This is a genomic window from Bacillus sp. FSL P4-0334 (assembly GCF_038004825.1).
In the GTDB taxonomy this organism is placed as follows: domain Bacteria; phylum Bacillota; class Bacilli; order Bacillales; family Bacillaceae; genus Bacillus; species Bacillus velezensis.
In genome coordinates, this window is record NZ_JBBORX010000001.1 from 1,281,557 (window position 1) to 1,297,253 (window position 15,697).

At 47.7% G+C, this 15,697-nt stretch carries 13 protein-coding genes, 2 pseudogenes and 1 other annotated feature; of the genes and pseudogenes, 9 read left to right on the forward strand and 6 right to left on the reverse strand.

The window, feature by feature from the left end; all coding sequences use genetic code 11:
• Positions 1 to 57 precede the first annotated feature (57 nt).
• Entirely contained in the window at positions 58 to 1,026 is a 969-nt protein-coding gene (trhO, locus tag NSQ37_RS06670) for an oxygen-dependent tRNA uridine(34) hydroxylase TrhO (RefSeq protein ID WP_052827005.1), read from the forward strand.
• A gap of 36 nt (positions 1,027 to 1,062) precedes the next feature.
• On the opposite strand, the gene gltP is transcribed toward trhO, so the two are convergent.
• Positions 1,063 to 2,313 carry a glutamate-aspartate/proton symporter GltP gene (gene gltP / locus NSQ37_RS06675; protein ID WP_007409006.1) on the reverse strand — a complete coding sequence of 417 codons (1,251 nt, stop codon included), beginning with the start codon at positions 2,311 to 2,313 and terminating at the stop codon, positions 1,063 to 1,065.
• Between the two features lie 369 nt (positions 2,314 to 2,682).
• Between gltP and NSQ37_RS06680 the strand changes: the two genes are divergently transcribed.
• The gene (locus NSQ37_RS06680) at positions 2,683 to 3,750 is read left to right on the forward strand and encodes a branched-chain amino acid aminotransferase (protein ID WP_341123432.1); all 1,068 of its coding nucleotides are present in this window, start codon (positions 2,683 to 2,685) and stop codon (positions 3,748 to 3,750) included.
• A gap of 40 nt (positions 3,751 to 3,790) precedes the next feature.
• Here NSQ37_RS06680 and NSQ37_RS06685 read toward each other — a convergent pair whose 3' ends face one another.
• The 4 genes from NSQ37_RS06685 to NSQ37_RS06700 form a co-directional block, all read right to left on the reverse strand.
• Positions 3,791 to 5,194, reverse strand: coding sequence for an amino acid permease (locus tag NSQ37_RS06685; RefSeq protein WP_161620106.1), 1,404 nt, complete (start codon positions 5,192 to 5,194; stop codon positions 3,791 to 3,793).
• Positions 5,195 to 5,307: 113 nt separating this feature from the next.
• Complete coding sequence (gene mmuM, locus NSQ37_RS06690; RefSeq protein ID WP_053104613.1) at positions 5,308 to 6,255, reverse strand: homocysteine S-methyltransferase; 948 nt, start codon at positions 6,253 to 6,255, stop codon at positions 5,308 to 5,310.
• A 115-nt stretch (positions 6,256 to 6,370) separates the two neighbouring features.
• Positions 6,371 to 7,807: an alanine/glycine:cation symporter family protein gene (locus NSQ37_RS06695; RefSeq protein ID WP_025284172.1), complete on the reverse strand. Its 1,437-nt coding sequence runs from the start codon at positions 7,805 to 7,807 to the stop codon at positions 6,371 to 6,373.
• A 24-nt stretch (positions 7,808 to 7,831) separates the two neighbouring features.
• Positions 7,832 to 8,815 (reverse strand): glutaminase, encoded by a 984-nt coding sequence (locus NSQ37_RS06700; protein WP_007409011.1) that lies wholly within the window; start codon positions 8,813 to 8,815, stop codon positions 7,832 to 7,834.
• A gap of 243 nt (positions 8,816 to 9,058) precedes the next feature.
• Between NSQ37_RS06700 and NSQ37_RS06705 the strand changes: the two genes are divergently transcribed.
• The 5 genes and pseudogenes from NSQ37_RS06705 to NSQ37_RS06725 form a co-directional block, all read left to right on the forward strand.
• Positions 9,059 to 10,351, forward strand: coding sequence for a sensor histidine kinase (locus NSQ37_RS06705; RefSeq protein ID WP_326364959.1), 1,293 nt, complete (start codon positions 9,059 to 9,061; stop codon positions 10,349 to 10,351).
• Position 10,352: 1 nt separating this feature from the next.
• Positions 10,353 to 11,300 carry a DNA-binding domain-containing protein gene (locus NSQ37_RS06710; RefSeq protein WP_011996260.1) on the forward strand — a complete coding sequence of 316 codons (948 nt, stop codon included), beginning with the start codon at positions 10,353 to 10,355 and terminating at the stop codon, positions 11,298 to 11,300.
• An 8-nt stretch (positions 11,301 to 11,308) separates the two neighbouring features.
• Positions 11,309 to 11,698: pseudogene (locus NSQ37_RS06715) on the forward strand (phosphotransferase); the annotation flags it as partial.
• A gap of 48 nt (positions 11,699 to 11,746) precedes the next feature.
• Positions 11,747 to 11,996: a binding site (T-box leader), on the forward strand.
• A gap of 88 nt (positions 11,997 to 12,084) precedes the next feature.
• A complete protein-coding gene (locus tag NSQ37_RS06720) occupies positions 12,085 to 12,249 on the forward strand; it encodes a tryptophan RNA-binding attenuator protein inhibitory protein (protein WP_007409016.1) in 165 nt (54 codons plus the stop codon).
• Positions 12,250 to 12,364: 115 nt separating this feature from the next.
• Positions 12,365 to 12,559, forward strand: a pseudogene (locus tag NSQ37_RS06725) (IS5/IS1182 family transposase); the annotation flags it as partial.
• Between the two features lie 144 nt (positions 12,560 to 12,703).
• Here NSQ37_RS06725 and NSQ37_RS06730 read toward each other — a convergent pair.
• Positions 12,704 to 13,597 (reverse strand): cation diffusion facilitator family transporter, encoded by an 894-nt coding sequence (locus NSQ37_RS06730; protein WP_011996263.1) that lies wholly within the window; start codon positions 13,595 to 13,597, stop codon positions 12,704 to 12,706.
• A gap of 428 nt (positions 13,598 to 14,025) precedes the next feature.
• On the opposite strand from NSQ37_RS06730, the gene NSQ37_RS06735 reads away from it, so the two are divergent.
• Together NSQ37_RS06735 and NSQ37_RS06740 are read left to right on the forward strand one after the other, a co-directional pair.
• Positions 14,026 to 14,646 carry a nitroreductase family protein gene (locus tag NSQ37_RS06735; protein ID WP_011996264.1) on the forward strand — a complete coding sequence of 207 codons (621 nt, stop codon included), beginning with the start codon at positions 14,026 to 14,028 and terminating at the stop codon, positions 14,644 to 14,646.
• A gap of 24 nt (positions 14,647 to 14,670) precedes the next feature.
• Positions 14,671 to 15,609 (forward strand): ring-cleaving dioxygenase, encoded by a 939-nt coding sequence (locus NSQ37_RS06740; protein ID WP_059366501.1) that lies wholly within the window; start codon positions 14,671 to 14,673, stop codon positions 15,607 to 15,609.
• Positions 15,610 to 15,697 lie beyond the last annotated feature (88 nt).

Below are 15,697 nucleotides of genomic sequence, written 5' to 3' on the forward strand. Positions count from 1 at the left end.
CTGTATGATATAGTAGAGTGTGCAATCATTAATATAATTGAACAGGGTGTATAAATCATGGAAAAACAATATAGAGTTTTACTTTATTATAAATATGTAAAGATTGATGAGCCTGAGGAGTTCACGGCTGAGCATTTGAAGTTTTGTAAGGAGCTCGGTCTGTTAGGCCGTATTTTGATTTCTGAGGAAGGCATTAACGGTACGGTGTCCGGAACGGTTGAACAGACGGAACAATACATGAATGCGCTGAAAGCTGATCCGCGCTTTGCCGACATGCCGATCAAAATTGACGAGGCTGACGGACATGCATTCCGCAAAATGTTTGTGCGCCATAAAAAAGAATTGGTGACGCTTCGTCTCGAAGATGATGTTGATCCGAATGTCACGACGGGCAAGCATTTGAAACCGAAAGACTTTTATGAGCAAATGCAGGATCCTGACACGATCGTGATCGACGCCAGAAACGACTATGAGTATGACCTCGGTCATTTCCGCGGAGCGGTCAGACCTGATATTGAGGCGTTCCGTGAGCTGCCGGACTGGATTGAAGAGCACAAAGACATGCTTGAAGGCAAAAAAATCCTCACGTACTGCACAGGCGGCGTACGCTGTGAAAAATTTTCCGGCTGGCTGCTGAAGAAGGGCTTTGAAGACGTGTCCCAGCTTGACGGCGGTATTGTCACTTACGGTAAAGATCCTGAAGTGAAAGGGCAACTGTGGGACGGACAGTGCTACGTGTTTGACGAAAGAATCAGCGTACCGGTCAACCGCGTAGAGCACGTTATCATCGGAAAAGACTATTTCACGGGCGAGCCGTGCGAGCGTTATGTGAACTGCGCAAATCCGGCATGTAATAAAAAAATGATCTGCACACCTGAGAATGAATACAAATACATGCGCAGCTGCAGTCACGAATGCCGTACGAACGAACGCAACATGTATGTGAAAGAGCACGAAATGACTCAGGAAGAAATCAATGAACGCCTTGCTTTGATTGAAAAAGAGGATCATGCGGCGATTGATTAATAGAAAAGACCACCAATAAGGTGGTCTTTTTTGTGTTTACATACTTTCTGTCCGGGCGGTCTGGTCTGCCGTGACGGGTCCTTTATATTTGAATGCTTTTTCCCACTTGGACACGACGATGCAGGCGACCGCATGGCCGGGCACGTTGACGCCAGTTCTCGCCATGTCCATGACGCGGTCGACACCGGCAATGATGGCGACGCCTTCCGCGGGGAGACCGACGGCATTCGCTGTCGCCAGAAGCACGACGAGTGAGCCTGACGGGACGGCGGCAATGCCTTTGCTTGTCATGACGAGCACAAGCATCATCAGAAGCTGCTGAGAAAGCGGCATCTCCACATGAAACGCCTGCGCCAGAAAAATACAGGACACCGATAAATAGAGGCTTGAGCCGTCACAGTTCAGCGATAAACCTGACGGAACCACAAAGGAGACGACCCGCTTCGGACAGCCGTATTTCTCCATCCGATCCATCAGCTGAGGCAGAATGGTTTCTGTGCTTGTCGTGGAGAAAGCGATCAAAAACAGATCCCAAATCATTTTCAGCACTTCAAAGTATTTGATTTTAAAGATAAGCCCCACGATCGGAAACAGAACGAAGAGTATCAGGAACAGCCCGAGGAACACAGTGCCGATCAGCTTCAGCATCGGAAGCAAAAGCGCGATTCCGAATTGCCCGACAGAGGCGGCCATCAGGGCGAGAACGCCGATCGGAGCGGTGACCATTACCATTTGCGTCAGCTTGAACATAATATTTGCCGTGGATTCGAAGAAACTCATGACAGGTGCGGAGGCTTTGCCGATGCCGGCTGCGGCAACACCGAATAAAATCGCGAAAAAAATGACGGCGAGAAGATCGTTTTTCGCCATGACGTCAATGATGTTAACGGGGATAATATCAAGAAGCATTTGTTTCAGGTCGACTACTTTTTCCGTATAACCGGAAAGCTCGTGAATATCTTTTTTAGCAAGATGAGAGAGGTTAAGGCCGACTCCCGGCTTCAGCACGTTCGCCAATAACAGACCGAGCGCCAGAACAAGCGTCGTAATCACTTCGAACCAAATAATCGTTTTGATGCCGAGACTGCCCATCTTTTTCATACTGCCGCTGCCGGCGGCTCCGATAACAATGGTCGAAAACACGATCGGCACGACAATCATTTTAATCAGGCGGATAAATCCGTCCCCGACGGGCCGCAGCGCCATCCCGAAATCCGGGAAGAAGTGGCCGATCAATGCTCCGATGGCTAAAGCGATCAAAATCTGGAATGCGATAAATTTTTTCAAGCGAATCCCCCTTTTACTTGCGCATTTCATACGTAATTCGTGAAGCAGGCGGCAACCACCTTCCTATTCGCCATAAATTTGTCACATGATTGACTGTGCGAAAGAAAGGATTGCTTTACATTATGTAAGCGCAATCATTTAATATGACAGAAAGTCCTCATTGAAAAAAATCAAGCAGAATAAAATAAAGTTAGATTTTCGCTTGAAAATATCAAAAATTTTGATAATTATCCTCTTATAAGTGGTATATTTGATATGATACGGTCAACTGCATCCTCATATATCTGTGCATACACGATTCAGGCAGAGAAAACAGGCAGCTTACAAAAGACTGAAAATTTGAACAATTACAAGAAAGGTGTGCTTTTGTTGAATCAACTGATTGAAAGACGTAAGGTCACAGCAAGAAAAGAAAAACCGGACTCCGCTTCATTGGGGTTTGGCAAGTACTTCACAGATTACATGTTTGTCATGGATTACGAAGAGGAGAGAGGGTGGCATGATCCGAGAATCACCCCTTATGAACCGGTCCATCTGGATCCTTCCGCATCGGTTTTCCATTACGGGCAGGCCGTATTTGAAGGGCTGAAGGCTTACAGGTCAGAAGACGGCCGGGTATTGATGTTCCGTCCTGACCAAAATATAAAACGGCTGAATAAATCGTTACGGCGGATGAGCATGCCGCCTCTTGACGAGAAGCTGGCGCTGGAGGCATTGATACAATTGGTGGAGCTGGAGCAGGAATGGATACCGATAGAAAAAGGAACCTCTTTATATATCCGTCCGTTTGTAATTGCGACTGAGCCTTCTTTAGGCGTCCGGCCGTCAAAGCGTTACAAGTTCATGGTAGTTCTGACGCCTGTCGGTTCGTACTACGGCGATCAGCTGAAACCGATCCGTATTTATGTGGAGGATGAGTATGTGCGTGCCGTCACCGGCGGAGTGGGCGAGGTCAAAACGTCCGGAAATTATGCGGCCAGCTTACAGGCTCAGCGGAAAGCCGAAGAACTGGGGTATGATCAGGTGCTTTGGCTCGATGGGGTGGAAAAGAAATATGCCGAAGAGGTAGGGAGTATGAATATCTTTTTCATTATAAACGGAGAGGCCGTAACGCCGGCGTTAAACGGAAGCATTCTCGGGGGCATCACACGCGCATCTGTGATAGAGCTGTTAAAAAGCTGGGGCATCCGCGTCAGGGAAGAACAGGTCGCCATTGATGACATCTATGAGGCTGCGATGAGAGGCGAGGTGTCAGAGGTATTCGGTACGGGAACCGCGGCCGTCATCTCGCCGGTCGGCGCGCTGCACATTCATGGAGAAACGATTGAACTGAATAACGGTTTGATCGGTGAAGTGTCAGAAAGGCTCTATGAAACGATTGCCGGCATCCAAGTCGGGAAGGTGCGGGATTCGTTCAGATGGGTGGTTGAAGTATAAATGAAAAAAGAACCCTTGCGCTGCAGGGTTCTTTTTTTGGTTATTGGGATTTTACGGCTTGCACGCGGGCTCTGCTTTTCCGGTTTTTCAAGTAATAAGCGGTGTAGCAAACGGCCATAAATGCAATTCCGCAATAAAGGGCGATGGCCTGGTTCGGATCAAAAGCGATGCCGATACAGGAGGCGAGGCACAGGAGAAAGGCCGCTATCGGTACGGCCGGATATCCCGGCGTCCTGTATTTCAAGTCTGAAAGCTGGTGCCCTTCTGTAAGAAACCGTCTTCGGAACAAAAATTGCGATGCGGCGATGCTCATCCACACAGCCACTACCGCAAATCCTGAGACGGAGACGAGAACAAGATAGACTGTATCCGCTGCAAATACGCTTGACAACAACGACAGAATGCCGCCGATCATACTGAAGATCAGAGCGTTAAAAGGAATGCCTTTAGAGGTCAGCCTGGCAAAGGCGGGATGAAGCTCCCCTTCTTTAGACAGGGACCACAGCATACGTGATGACGCGTACAGCCCTGAATTGGCCGCAGACAGAAGCGCCGTTAAAATGACGAAATTCATCAGATCGGCCGCATAAGGCACGCCGACTCTGTCAAATACCGTGACGAACGGGCTTTCAATCACACCGGCTTCCTTGATGGAGATCATCCCTGACAGCACAAAAATCGTTCCGATAAAGAAAAGCGCCAGCCGCCAGACTGTAGTCTTAATGGCGCGCGGAACGGTTTTTTCCGGATCGGCGCTTTCCCCTGCGGCGATTCCGATCAATTCCGTCCCTGAAAAAGCGAAGTTTACTGAAAGCATCGTCATCAGTATCGGGAAAAAGCCATTTGGAAAAAGGCTGCCGCCATCCGTAAAGTTCGACAGCATAGGTGCGGCCTCACCGCTTTTCATCGGGACGATGCCGAACATCGCCGCTCCGCCCAATAAAATAAACAGTAAGATGGCTAAGACTTTAATGCTTGAGAACCAAAACTCCGATTCAGCAAAAAATTTCACGGAGAAGGCGTTTAATAAAAAGATGAAAAGAGCGAATACCGCACTCCACATCCAAACTGAAGTATGCGGGAACCAACGCTGCATGAAAAGCCCGGCCGCCGTGAATTCAGAGCCCAGCGCCACCGCCCACGTCAGCCAGTACAGCCATGCGACCGTAAAGCCCGTCGCCGGCCCGATATAGGTTTTCGCATAGGTGTGGAATGCGCCCGTCACCGGCATGGCCACTGACAGTTCACCAAGGCAAAGCATGACAAGATAGACGATGCCCGCGCCCAAAAGGTAAGCGAAAATGGTGCCCGCCGGACCCGCCTGATGAATGGTATACCCAGAGCTTAAAAACAGCCCTGTTCCGATCACACCTCCAAGTGATAGCATAAAGAGGTGTCTGCTTTTCATACTTCTCTGAAAATTCGTCTCGTTCTTGTTGTTCATTGTTTTCCAACTTTCTGCGAGGGCCGTCCTAATAAAAAATCTCATGCCGGCGAACGGCACGAGATTCCGGCGAACCGGCTTTTTGAATAGAATATACAAACTATTCCGATTAGTCAAGTTGTTTTTAAGGTCTTGGCCCAATCGGCAATGGCCTGAATGTCCGCGGGTTTCGTCCGGCAGCAGCCGCCGATCAGGCTCACGCCGTTTTCGTACCAGCTTTGCGCGCTTTTTCCGAAATGGTTTTCGCACGCTGCGCCTTTCCAGGTTTTTGTCACTGGGTCATATTGTTCGCCGGAGTTCGGATAGGCGATAATCGGTTTGGATGCTGCCCGTTTGATTTCTTCTATCAGCGGCGGAATATGTTCAATCGGTGTGCAGTTGATGCCGATCGCTGCGATTTGGCTGCAGGAGTCGAGCAGGGCCGCACATTCGGAAATAGGCGTGCCTTCGCTGATATGCCGTCCGTCTTTGGCGCTGAAGCTGATCCATGCATAAGTGCCGGGGAATTCCTCCAGCAGCCTTGTGATCGCTTTTGCTTCTGACAGACACGGAATGGTTTCACAGGCCAAAAGATCGGCGCCGGATTCTATGAGGGCTTTCATCCGGGGGCGGTGAAAGCTGATCAGCTCATCCTCCGTCAGTCCGTAATGCCCGCGATATTCTGAGCCGTCAGCGAGGCTCGCGCCGTAAGGTCCGATAGAAGCGGCGACCAAAGGTTTGGGCCGGTGTAAACGGTTTTCTTCATGCGCCCAAAATTCATCGCGTGCTTGTGCGGCAAGTTCAACAGATGTCTGAATGAGACGTATCGCATCGGTTTCCGGGATGCCGCGCGCTGCAAATCCTTCAATTGTCGATTGATAACTGGCGGTGATCGCGCAATCAGCGCCGGCGGCAAAATATTCTGCATGCACCTGTTTGATCAGTTCTGGCCTCTCCAAAAGAATTTTGGCCGACCACAGATCGTCATGTAAATCACAGCCCATCCGCTCAAGCTCGGTTGCCATCGCGCCGTCTATGATCATAACCGGGTATTCATTTAATATTTGTGTAATGGGATTCATAGGCCCTCCTTTCTGACTTTACTGAAAATATATAAAAAGGGTAATGGATGCTATTCTCTTTGTCAATGAACCGGCAGAAAAAAGGTGTTCAGGACGCTGCCCGAACACCTTTTGTTTAGGAAATGTGTTTGCCTTTCGCACTTTTCGCGATGTCTGAATACTCCCAGCAGTCGATCCCGTCATCATCAGGGAGCACATCTCTGTAAAAGACGGGGTCCTTTCCGGCTTTCTTTTGCCGGGCATAATCGCTCAAAGCGGCAAACGCTTTTTTCGACAGAAGGAAAATCGCGATTAAGTTCACGACCACCATTAAGCCCATGAACAAGTCAGCCATATCCCACACAAGCTGGACTTTGGAAATACAGCCGAACAGTACCATTCCGAGCACGCAGATGCGGTAAATGAACAGCCATTTTTTGTTCTGGCTTAAAAATCCGATATTGGTTTCTCCGTAATAATAGTTGCCCATCAGAGCGCTGAAGCCGAACAAAAGCATTAAGACGGCAAGGAAACCTGACGCCCATGCGCCGACATGATCGCTCAAGGCGGCCTGAGAAAGCGCGATGCCGCTCAGTCCCGGCTGGTGATACGCGTCTGAAAATAAAATGATAAGCGCCGTGCTTGTACAAATGACGAGCGTATCCGTCAGGACGCCGAATGCCTGAATGAGCCCCTGTTTCACCGGGTGGCTCGTTGTAGCTGTCGCCGCCGCGTTCGGAGCGCTTCCCATACCCGCTTCATTTGAGAAAATCCCGCGTCTTACACCTTGCATCAAGGCCGCACCTAAAGCGCCGCCCGCTGCCTGATCAATGCCGAACGCATTTTTTACGATTAGCGACAGAACGCCGGGCAATTGGGTGATGTTCGTCAGAATGACAAAGAAAGCGACACCGATATATAAAACGGCCAAGACGACTACGATGTATTCCGCCATTTTCGCAATTCGTTTGACGCCGCCGAAGATTACGCCGCCGAAAACCACGATTAAAATAATGCCCAATGTAAGCCGGCTGGTGCCGAATGCGTTTTGAAAGGCGACGCTGATCGTATTGGATTGAACGGAATTAAAAACAACCCCGAATGACAGTGTGATTAATACGGCGAACAGCGCGCCCATCCAGCGTTTCTTCAGGCCCTTTTCCATGTAATAGGCCGGGCCCCCGCGGAATCCGTTTTGATCTTTTACTTTATAAATTTGGGCCAGCGTGCTTTCAACAAAGCTTGAAGCCGAACCGATGACTGCGATAATCCACATCCAGAAAATAGCGCCCGGACCGCCGAGTGAGATCGCAATGGCGATTCCGGTAATATTCCCGGTTCCGACACGCGCCGCCATACTGATGCAAAATGCCTGAAACGGGGAAATGCTGTTTTTTGTCCGGGCGGCCGCGCCTTCCTTCAAAACCCGGATCATTTCCTTCAGCATGCGGACTTGCAGACCCTTTGATCTGAACGTAAAAAACAGTCCCAGAGAAAGAAGCAGTACGATTAACAGTTTTGACCATAAAAAATCATTTGCCGAGCCGATTACATTTTCAAGGAATTCCTGCATCCAATCACCTCTTGGTTCGTTTGATTAAAAAATACTGAGCTCCCACTCCTGTGCGATATGTTTCAGCAGCATGCCGCCGGTCAGGCTGTTGCCGTATTCATCAATGGCCGGACCGTAAATGCCGATGCCGCAGCCGTTATGAAAAGGCTGTTCTCTTCTGGCGCTTGGGGGAACCAATGCCATAATGCCGCCGGATACCCCGCTTTTGGCCGGGACGCCGACGAAAGCCGCATATTTGCCTGACGCATTGTACATTCCGCACGTCAGCATCAGGGCTTTGGCGAGTTTCGCGACATCTTTCGGAATGACCTGTTCCCGTCGGATCGGATGGTATCCGTCATGCGCAAGTATCAATCCGATTAAAGCGATGTCCTCGGTTGTACCCTCCATGGCGCACTGCTTTAAATACACTTCAAGCGTTTCTTCCACATCCGCCTCGAGAAAGTTCGTTTCTTTTAAATAGTAGGCGAGCGCTCGGTTCCGATGCGCGGTCTGCCATTCAGAACGGAAGACCTCCTCGTGAATGTGTGGGCGTTTTCCTATTAATTTTTCAAAAACGGAAAAGAGATATTCTAATTTATCATGCGCCGTTTCACCCGGAAGCAGCGAGGCGACGGTAATGGCGCCGGCATTGATCATCGGGTTGAAGGGCTTCCCGGGTTTATGGATTTCAAGCCGGATGATAGAATTAAACGCATCACCCGTCGGTTCCACGTCCACACGATCCAGCACGTAAGAAATGCCTCTGTTCATGCAGGCGGCAATAAAGCTGATGACTTTTGAGATGCTCTGCAATGTGAACGGGACATTCCATTCACCGGCATGAATCATTGAGCCATCCGGCTCTAATATGCAAATGCCCAGCTGAGAGTCGTTGATTTCTCCGAGGGCGGGTATATAATTTGCGCTTTTTCCATTGACGGAAAACGGTCGGTAATGCTCGACCCAATCTTGTAAAAGTGAAGCCAGTTCCTCTTTTTCAAGGCGCTCTCTGACCATATCTTTCATAACATTCCTCCTCTATTGCAAGCCTGTCCGAAGCGGAAACCGGTCTTGGAAAACGTTTTCAAAAATAGCGTGTTCCATGTTAATGTATAATGACATCTACAGAATCATACAAAATACGACAAAATCATTCTTAAAATAAGCCGATAGATTTATAAATCAGCCGGAGCGTCCCGCCATTCGGGTCTAAAGAAATTTGCGGACTGTATCGGTCTTGTTCAAAATAGACAGAAGAAGGAAGTGATTATGATCAGGCTCGACTATTTACTGAAAAAAGACGGCTATCTTTTCGCCCTTATGCTGATCACCGTGCCGTTGGCGGGGGAACTGAAATTTTACCCCCTGAATGAGGTATATCGGATCAGCTTCGGCGCCCCGGCTTTTTTCTTTTTTCTGCTGCTGCTTCGGCATGTGCCGGCAGTATTGTCAGGGCTGTTGACAGGTGCAGCCGTTGTGGCATTCCGGATCGGCCTGGAGTGCTGGGGAGGAGAGCATGCCGGCTTTACGGAGGCTTTTTTCAGCCAATATCCCAGTTTCTTTTTTTACTTTACATATGCCTGCTTGTTTTATGTGCTGAAGGTCAGGCTTTTTTGGGATCGGCCGCTGATGATCGGGTTTCTCGGTTTTCTCATTGAAATTGCGTCCGATGCCGTTGAAATGACGGTTCAGTTTTCCGGCGGCCGGCAGATTATGATGCCGGACAAGCTGGCGGATATTGCGGTTATCGCTGTTTCTCACACATTTATTGTGCTGAGTTTTTTCAACGTGATGAAGCTGCACGAATCTCAGGTCAGGGAAAAACAAACGAGAAAGCAGCATGAGCACATGCTGATGATTGTGTCCAACTTATATGAAGAAACGATTCATTTGAAAAAAACGCTGAAAACGACGGAGCATGTGACGAAAGAATCCTATCAGCTATATCGGGAAATGAGCGGGAACGACCGGGAGCTCGGGAGCCGAATGCTGCGCCTTGCGGGAGAAATTCATGAAGTGAAAAAAGACAATCAGCGAATATTCGCCGGTTTGTCGAAGCTGATTTCCAATGAGAGATTCCGGGATTACATGAATGCCGCCGCTCTGGTCGGCATCGTCATCCGAATCAATGAAAAATACGCCGAATCTTTAGGCAAGGACATTCAATTCCGGAGCGTGATTGAAGGAGAACATTCCGATTATCACGTCTTTACCGTCCTGTCGATCTTAAATAACCTGACCGCCAATGCCGTCGAAGCCATGGGAGACAGGGGTGAGATCCGCCTCGCGCTGCGCAGGGCGGAAGGAGAAAAGGCTGAATTTCAGGCGGAAGATGACGGTCCCGGCATTCCGGAAAAAATCGGAGAGGTCGTTTATGATCCCGGGTTTACATCCAAATACGATGAATTCGGCACACCTTCAACGGGCATCGGGCTTACTTACGTGAAGGAAATCGTAACTGAACTTGACGGAGACATTTCCTTTCATAACAAGCCAAAAGGCGTCATATTTACGATTAAACTGCCGGTGAAGCATTTGATTGCAGAAAGGATGAACTCATAATATGCGTTTTTTTATAGCTGATGATGACCGGGCGATCCGTTCCATTTTAAAACAGATGATCGAGGACGAGGATTTAGGCGAAGTCGTCGGTGAGGCAGAGGACGGAAGCCAGATTGAAGGGCATTATCTCCATTTTAAACAAGTCGATATTTTATTAATTGATCTGCTGATGCCGGGTCGGGACGGGATTGAGACGATCCGGCATCTTCAGGGATCGTACAACGGAAAAGCGGTGATGATATCGCAGGTGGAGGCAAAGGAAATGGTGGGAGAAGCTTATTCTCTCGGCATCGAATACTTTATCCACAAACCGATCAACAAAATCGAGATCGTCACCGTTTTGCGAAAAGTAAAAGAGCGGATTGAACTGGAAACCTCGATCGGCGACATCCAACACTCGTTAAGCCGTCTTATTCAGCGGAATGAGCCGAAAAAAAGCGGGCCGGGGGGGATGCGCGAGAAATCAATCAAAGAAACAGGAAAATTTCTTTTATCGGAATTAGGCATCGTGGGAGAAAGCGGGGCGCATGACCTCATGGCCGTCCTTCACTATTTATTTGAGGATGAACAGGCGGAAAGAAACATCCCGTCTTTAAAGCAGATGTTTACAAACGTCGCCATCCGGAAGCTGGGGCCTGCGGCGGCACAAGCCGAGGTTAACAGGGAAATCAAAGCCTCGGAACAGCGGATCAGAAGGGCCGTCATTCATTCGTTAAACCATTTCGCTTCATTGGGCACAACTGATTTTTCAAACCCCAAATTTGAATATTACGCCTCGAAATTCTTTGATTTCCCCGCTGTCAGCAAGAGAATGAAAGAAATGCAGGCTAAGGAAACCGTGCCGCTTTCTCCGGTTAAAGTGAATATGAAAAAATTCATTCACGTCTTCTTTTTGGAGGCGAAAGATTTACGCGAGGGATCAAAATTTGTCAGCGGAGGCAGCCGGTAAGCTGGCATTGGAAAAGATGGCAAACGTGGATAAATGACAGTTCGTACTGGCCTGATTTTTCCGCGCTGATCCATGGCGACTTGCATCCTCCGCATATTTTGATCGGCGAAAATCAGCGTGTGACGGGTCTCCTCGATTGGACGGAGGCAAAGGTTGCCGATCCGGCCAAGGATTTTGTCCTTTATCAAGTGATATTAGGAGAAAATGAAACAAAACGGCTGATGAAGAGCTACGAAGCTGAAGGCGGGCGCGTTTGGCCGAAAATGCAGGAGCATGTGACAGAATGGCAGGCCGCTTACCCTGCGGAAACGGCGAAGTTCGCGCTTCAGACGGGGCAAGAGGAGCATATGCAAATGGCGCGGGACATGCTCGGCCTGACCGATCCGAAAGGTTATTGACTTCCGCCGGATGACAGCGTATGATACATTTTAAAATAAAAGAACGGATGAACAATGCTGAGGAAGAGTAAGTACGCATCAGCGCGCGGGGTTCAGAGAGTCGGTGGCCGCTGTGAACCGATCCCCGTCCGGTGCCGAATGGGCTTCTGAATTGCTGCGCTGAAATGACAGTAGGCGGTGCCGGGATTCTTCCCCGTTATCAAGAAAGGAGTATTGAAACCGTGTGTTTCTGTACTTTTTGAGAGAATGGCTCTTCAGCCGTTAATAAAGGTGGCACCGCGAAAACCTCGTCCTTTGATGGACGGGGTTTTTTTGTATTGTTAAGGAGGTGATGGCCATGGAAAGTGACTGGAGACGGACAAACAATCAAAAAAGGAGGGATATTCATGGTGATCGCAACCGACGATCTTGAGCTCACGTGTCCGCATTGTGAAGGAACCGGCGAGGAGAAGGAAGGGACGCCCTGTCCGAAGTGCGGCGCGAAGGGCGTCATATTGACCGCTCAAGGAAACACGCTGCTGCATTTTATCAGAAAGCATATTGATCAGTGAAATCAAACGAAAAAGGCCGTTATCCGGCCTTCAGGCTGTCGAGAAAATCTCGACAGCCTTTATTTTTCCCTTGTCATAAAATAAAAGAAAGACTGAAAAAAACGGTTTCTTTCTCATGTTCCGCACAAGAAATTTTTCTCAAAACAGAGCCGAATTCGTTCTGTTTGACCAACTCGTCGAAGAGGATCACCTTCTTCGAAAAATTGATAAATACATAGACTTCTCTTTCATCGTTGAAAAGGTCACACCTTACTGCAGCGAAAATAAAGGCCGCCCCTCACTTGATCCGCTGATCTTATTCAAAATGATGTTGAAGATTGCCACATACCCAGCCAAGCAAAGCTAGGCATGTGGGAGTGCTTTTTCTGCACCTGAAATCAAATGATATGTAAAGAAACAGCACAAAACAAAAAAGCTTGCAGAAAAAACATCGTTTTCTCTACAAGCTGCTTTTTCATTCTTCAAAATAAGGATTCACGTGGATGAGCACTTCTTCAACATCTGAAAAGTGTCTTTGGATTTCATTTCGGATTTCGCGGGCAATATCGTGTCCCTGCTTAATCGTCAAATCATGATCCAAAGATAACCGGACATCAAGCAATTTATAGTGGCCGTGTTCTCTTGCTCGGATTTTATCGAGCCGTTTGACTTGAGGGCAATGCAAAATAACGGCTTTATATTCCTCTATCAGTTCGGGATCAACACTTTTTTCCATGAGAACGTCAACAGACGGCTTGATTAATTCCATTGAAATCTTAAAAATAAGGTACGCCACGATGACACTGGCAATTGCATCGGCGTACAACAGATAGGACCATCCGCGTGTGTTCCCGATAATCGCCAATAGGACGCCGATAAAAGCGGCAAGAGAGGCAACGATATCGCCTTTATGATCGTATGCAATCGCTATAATCGCTTTACTGTTCCATTTTTCCCCTTGTTTGATCGAATAACGATATAAGATCTGCTTAGCCGCGTAGGATATCAGAGCCGCAAACAATGCGCTGTATTGCGGGATGCTTGGACCTTCAACAAAGGACGAAATCGCTTCTATCAGAATATACACGGAAACGAGCACTAATATGATTCCTACAATCGCTTCGCTGATGACCTCAGCTTTGCCATGCCCGAAAGGATGGTCTTGATCGGGCGGCTTATTAGAAATGCCGATGACGGCCAGGACAGCAATTGAAGCCACGACATCCGCTGCAGAATGTATACCGTCGGCAAAAACTGCTTCACTATCGCCTATCAGTCCAAAAAAGATCTTTCCTGCCATTAAGATCAGATTGGCTATCAATGCAATCAAAGCAACTTTTTTGCTTATTTGTTCTCTTTCACTTGTCATTTTTTCCTCCTATAAAACTGCACAAAAAAATAGAGGCGCTTTTGATTCGCTCTCCGTATCCTTTCTTGTGTAATCACTTTGCTTATCGTACCAATTCAGTTTCGAGTGGGTCTATAGCAAGGTTTTTTCCTGTTTACTAATAAATAAGGTGACAGAAAAAAAGTTGGAGCAGGGCTAAACAGTACACAGACAAAATGGGGCTGAATTAAAAAAAGAACTGTTGACATTTGAGTATTTATCTTTTATTATTATCTCGAATTCAAGATTTTTTAATTCAAGATAATTTAATTAGAGTGCAGGATAAGAACCTTCTGATCGTTTGAATCACGAAAAGATCAGTGAAGAGAACGTTTCGTTTTTTGATCATATGTTATTTGGTTTTTTATACTATAATATCTCGAATTCGAGATAAAGGGGGTACGAGGGAAATGGCTGAATTTGTACAGCTAGTGAATGAAAGAAGATCTGCAAGCAACTTTCTTCCAGAACATCCAATCACAAGAGATGAACTCAACGAAATGTTTGAATTGGTTGCGTTGGCTCCATCAGCTTTTAATTTGCAGCACACAAAATATGTGACGGTTCTTGACCCGGATGTAAAAGAAAAGCTGAAGCAGGCCGCAAACGGACAATATAAAGTGTTTAGCTCATCAGCTGTTCTTTTGGTTTTAGGGGATAAGCAGGCATATCAGCAAGCGGCTGACATCTATGAAGGATTGAAGATGCTGGGGGTATTAAATAAACAAGAGTATGATCACATGGTTCAAGACACCGTTTCGTTTTATGAAAACAGGGGAGAACCATTTAAGAGAGATGAGGCGATAAGAAATGCTTCACTTTCTGCGATGATGTTTATGCTGAGTGCTAAGGAAAAAGGCTGGGACACCTGTCCGATGATAGGGTTTGATGCTGAAGCCGTGAAACAGATTTTGAATATAGATGATCAATTTGAGGTCGTCATGATGATTACAATCGGGAAAGAAAAAATAGAAAGCAGAAGGCCGCGCGGCTACCGAAAGCCTGTGAATGAGTTTGTGGAGTATATTTAACTATTTGTAAAGGAGCGAATAAAAATGGCGAAAAAAACGATGGGCATCCATCATATTACAGCAATTGTCGGTCACCCTCAAGAGAATGCTGATTTCTACGCTGGAGTGCTGGGGCTGCGATTGGTCAAGCAAACGGTCAATTTTGATGATCCGGGTACGTATCACCTTTATTTTGGGGATGAAGGCGGGAAGCCGGGAACAATCATCACATTCTTTCCGTGGGCGGGCGCCCGCCAAGGCATCATTGGAGACGGACAGGTTGGCGTGACATCTTACGCCGTGCCGAAGGGTGCCATGGCGTTTTGGGAAAAGAGACTTGAAAAGTTCAACATTCCATACACAAAAATCGAGCGTTTTGGAGAACAATATATAGAATTTGATGACCCGCACGGTCTGCACTTAGAAATCGTGGAAAGAGAAGAAGGAGAAGCCAATACGTGGACGTTCAAAGACGTAACCCCGGATGTTGCCATTAAAGGCTTTGGCGGTGCGACCCTGTTATCAGCACAGCCTGAAAAAACAGGTAAACTGCTGGAAAACATCATGGGGCTTGAGCGAGTCGGTAAAGAAGGAGACTTCGTTCGTTATCGTTCTGCCGGTGATATCGGAAATGTGATTGACCTTAAGTTAACGCCTATCGGCCGCGGGCAAATGGGTGTCGGCACGGTCCATCACATCGCTTGGCGGGCTCAGGATGACGAAGATCAATTAGATTGGCAAAGGTTCATTGCTGCGCACGGATATGGTGTGACTCCTGTTCAGGATAGAAACTATTTTAATGCGGTTTACTTCAGAGAACATGGGGAAATCTTATTTGAGATCGCAACTGATCCGCCTGGCTTTGCCCATGATGAGTCACAAGAAACAATGGGCGGAAAACTGATGCTCCCTGAGCAGTATGAACCGCACCGGGCACAAATTGAACAAGGGCTGCTGCCGTTTGAAGTGAGAGAATTAGATTGATTGATAGATGAACGTGAAGCATGAAGAAAAATAACAAGACATACATTTAACAGATGTTTGCTGGAAGCGACTGTTGGTAAACAGCTGC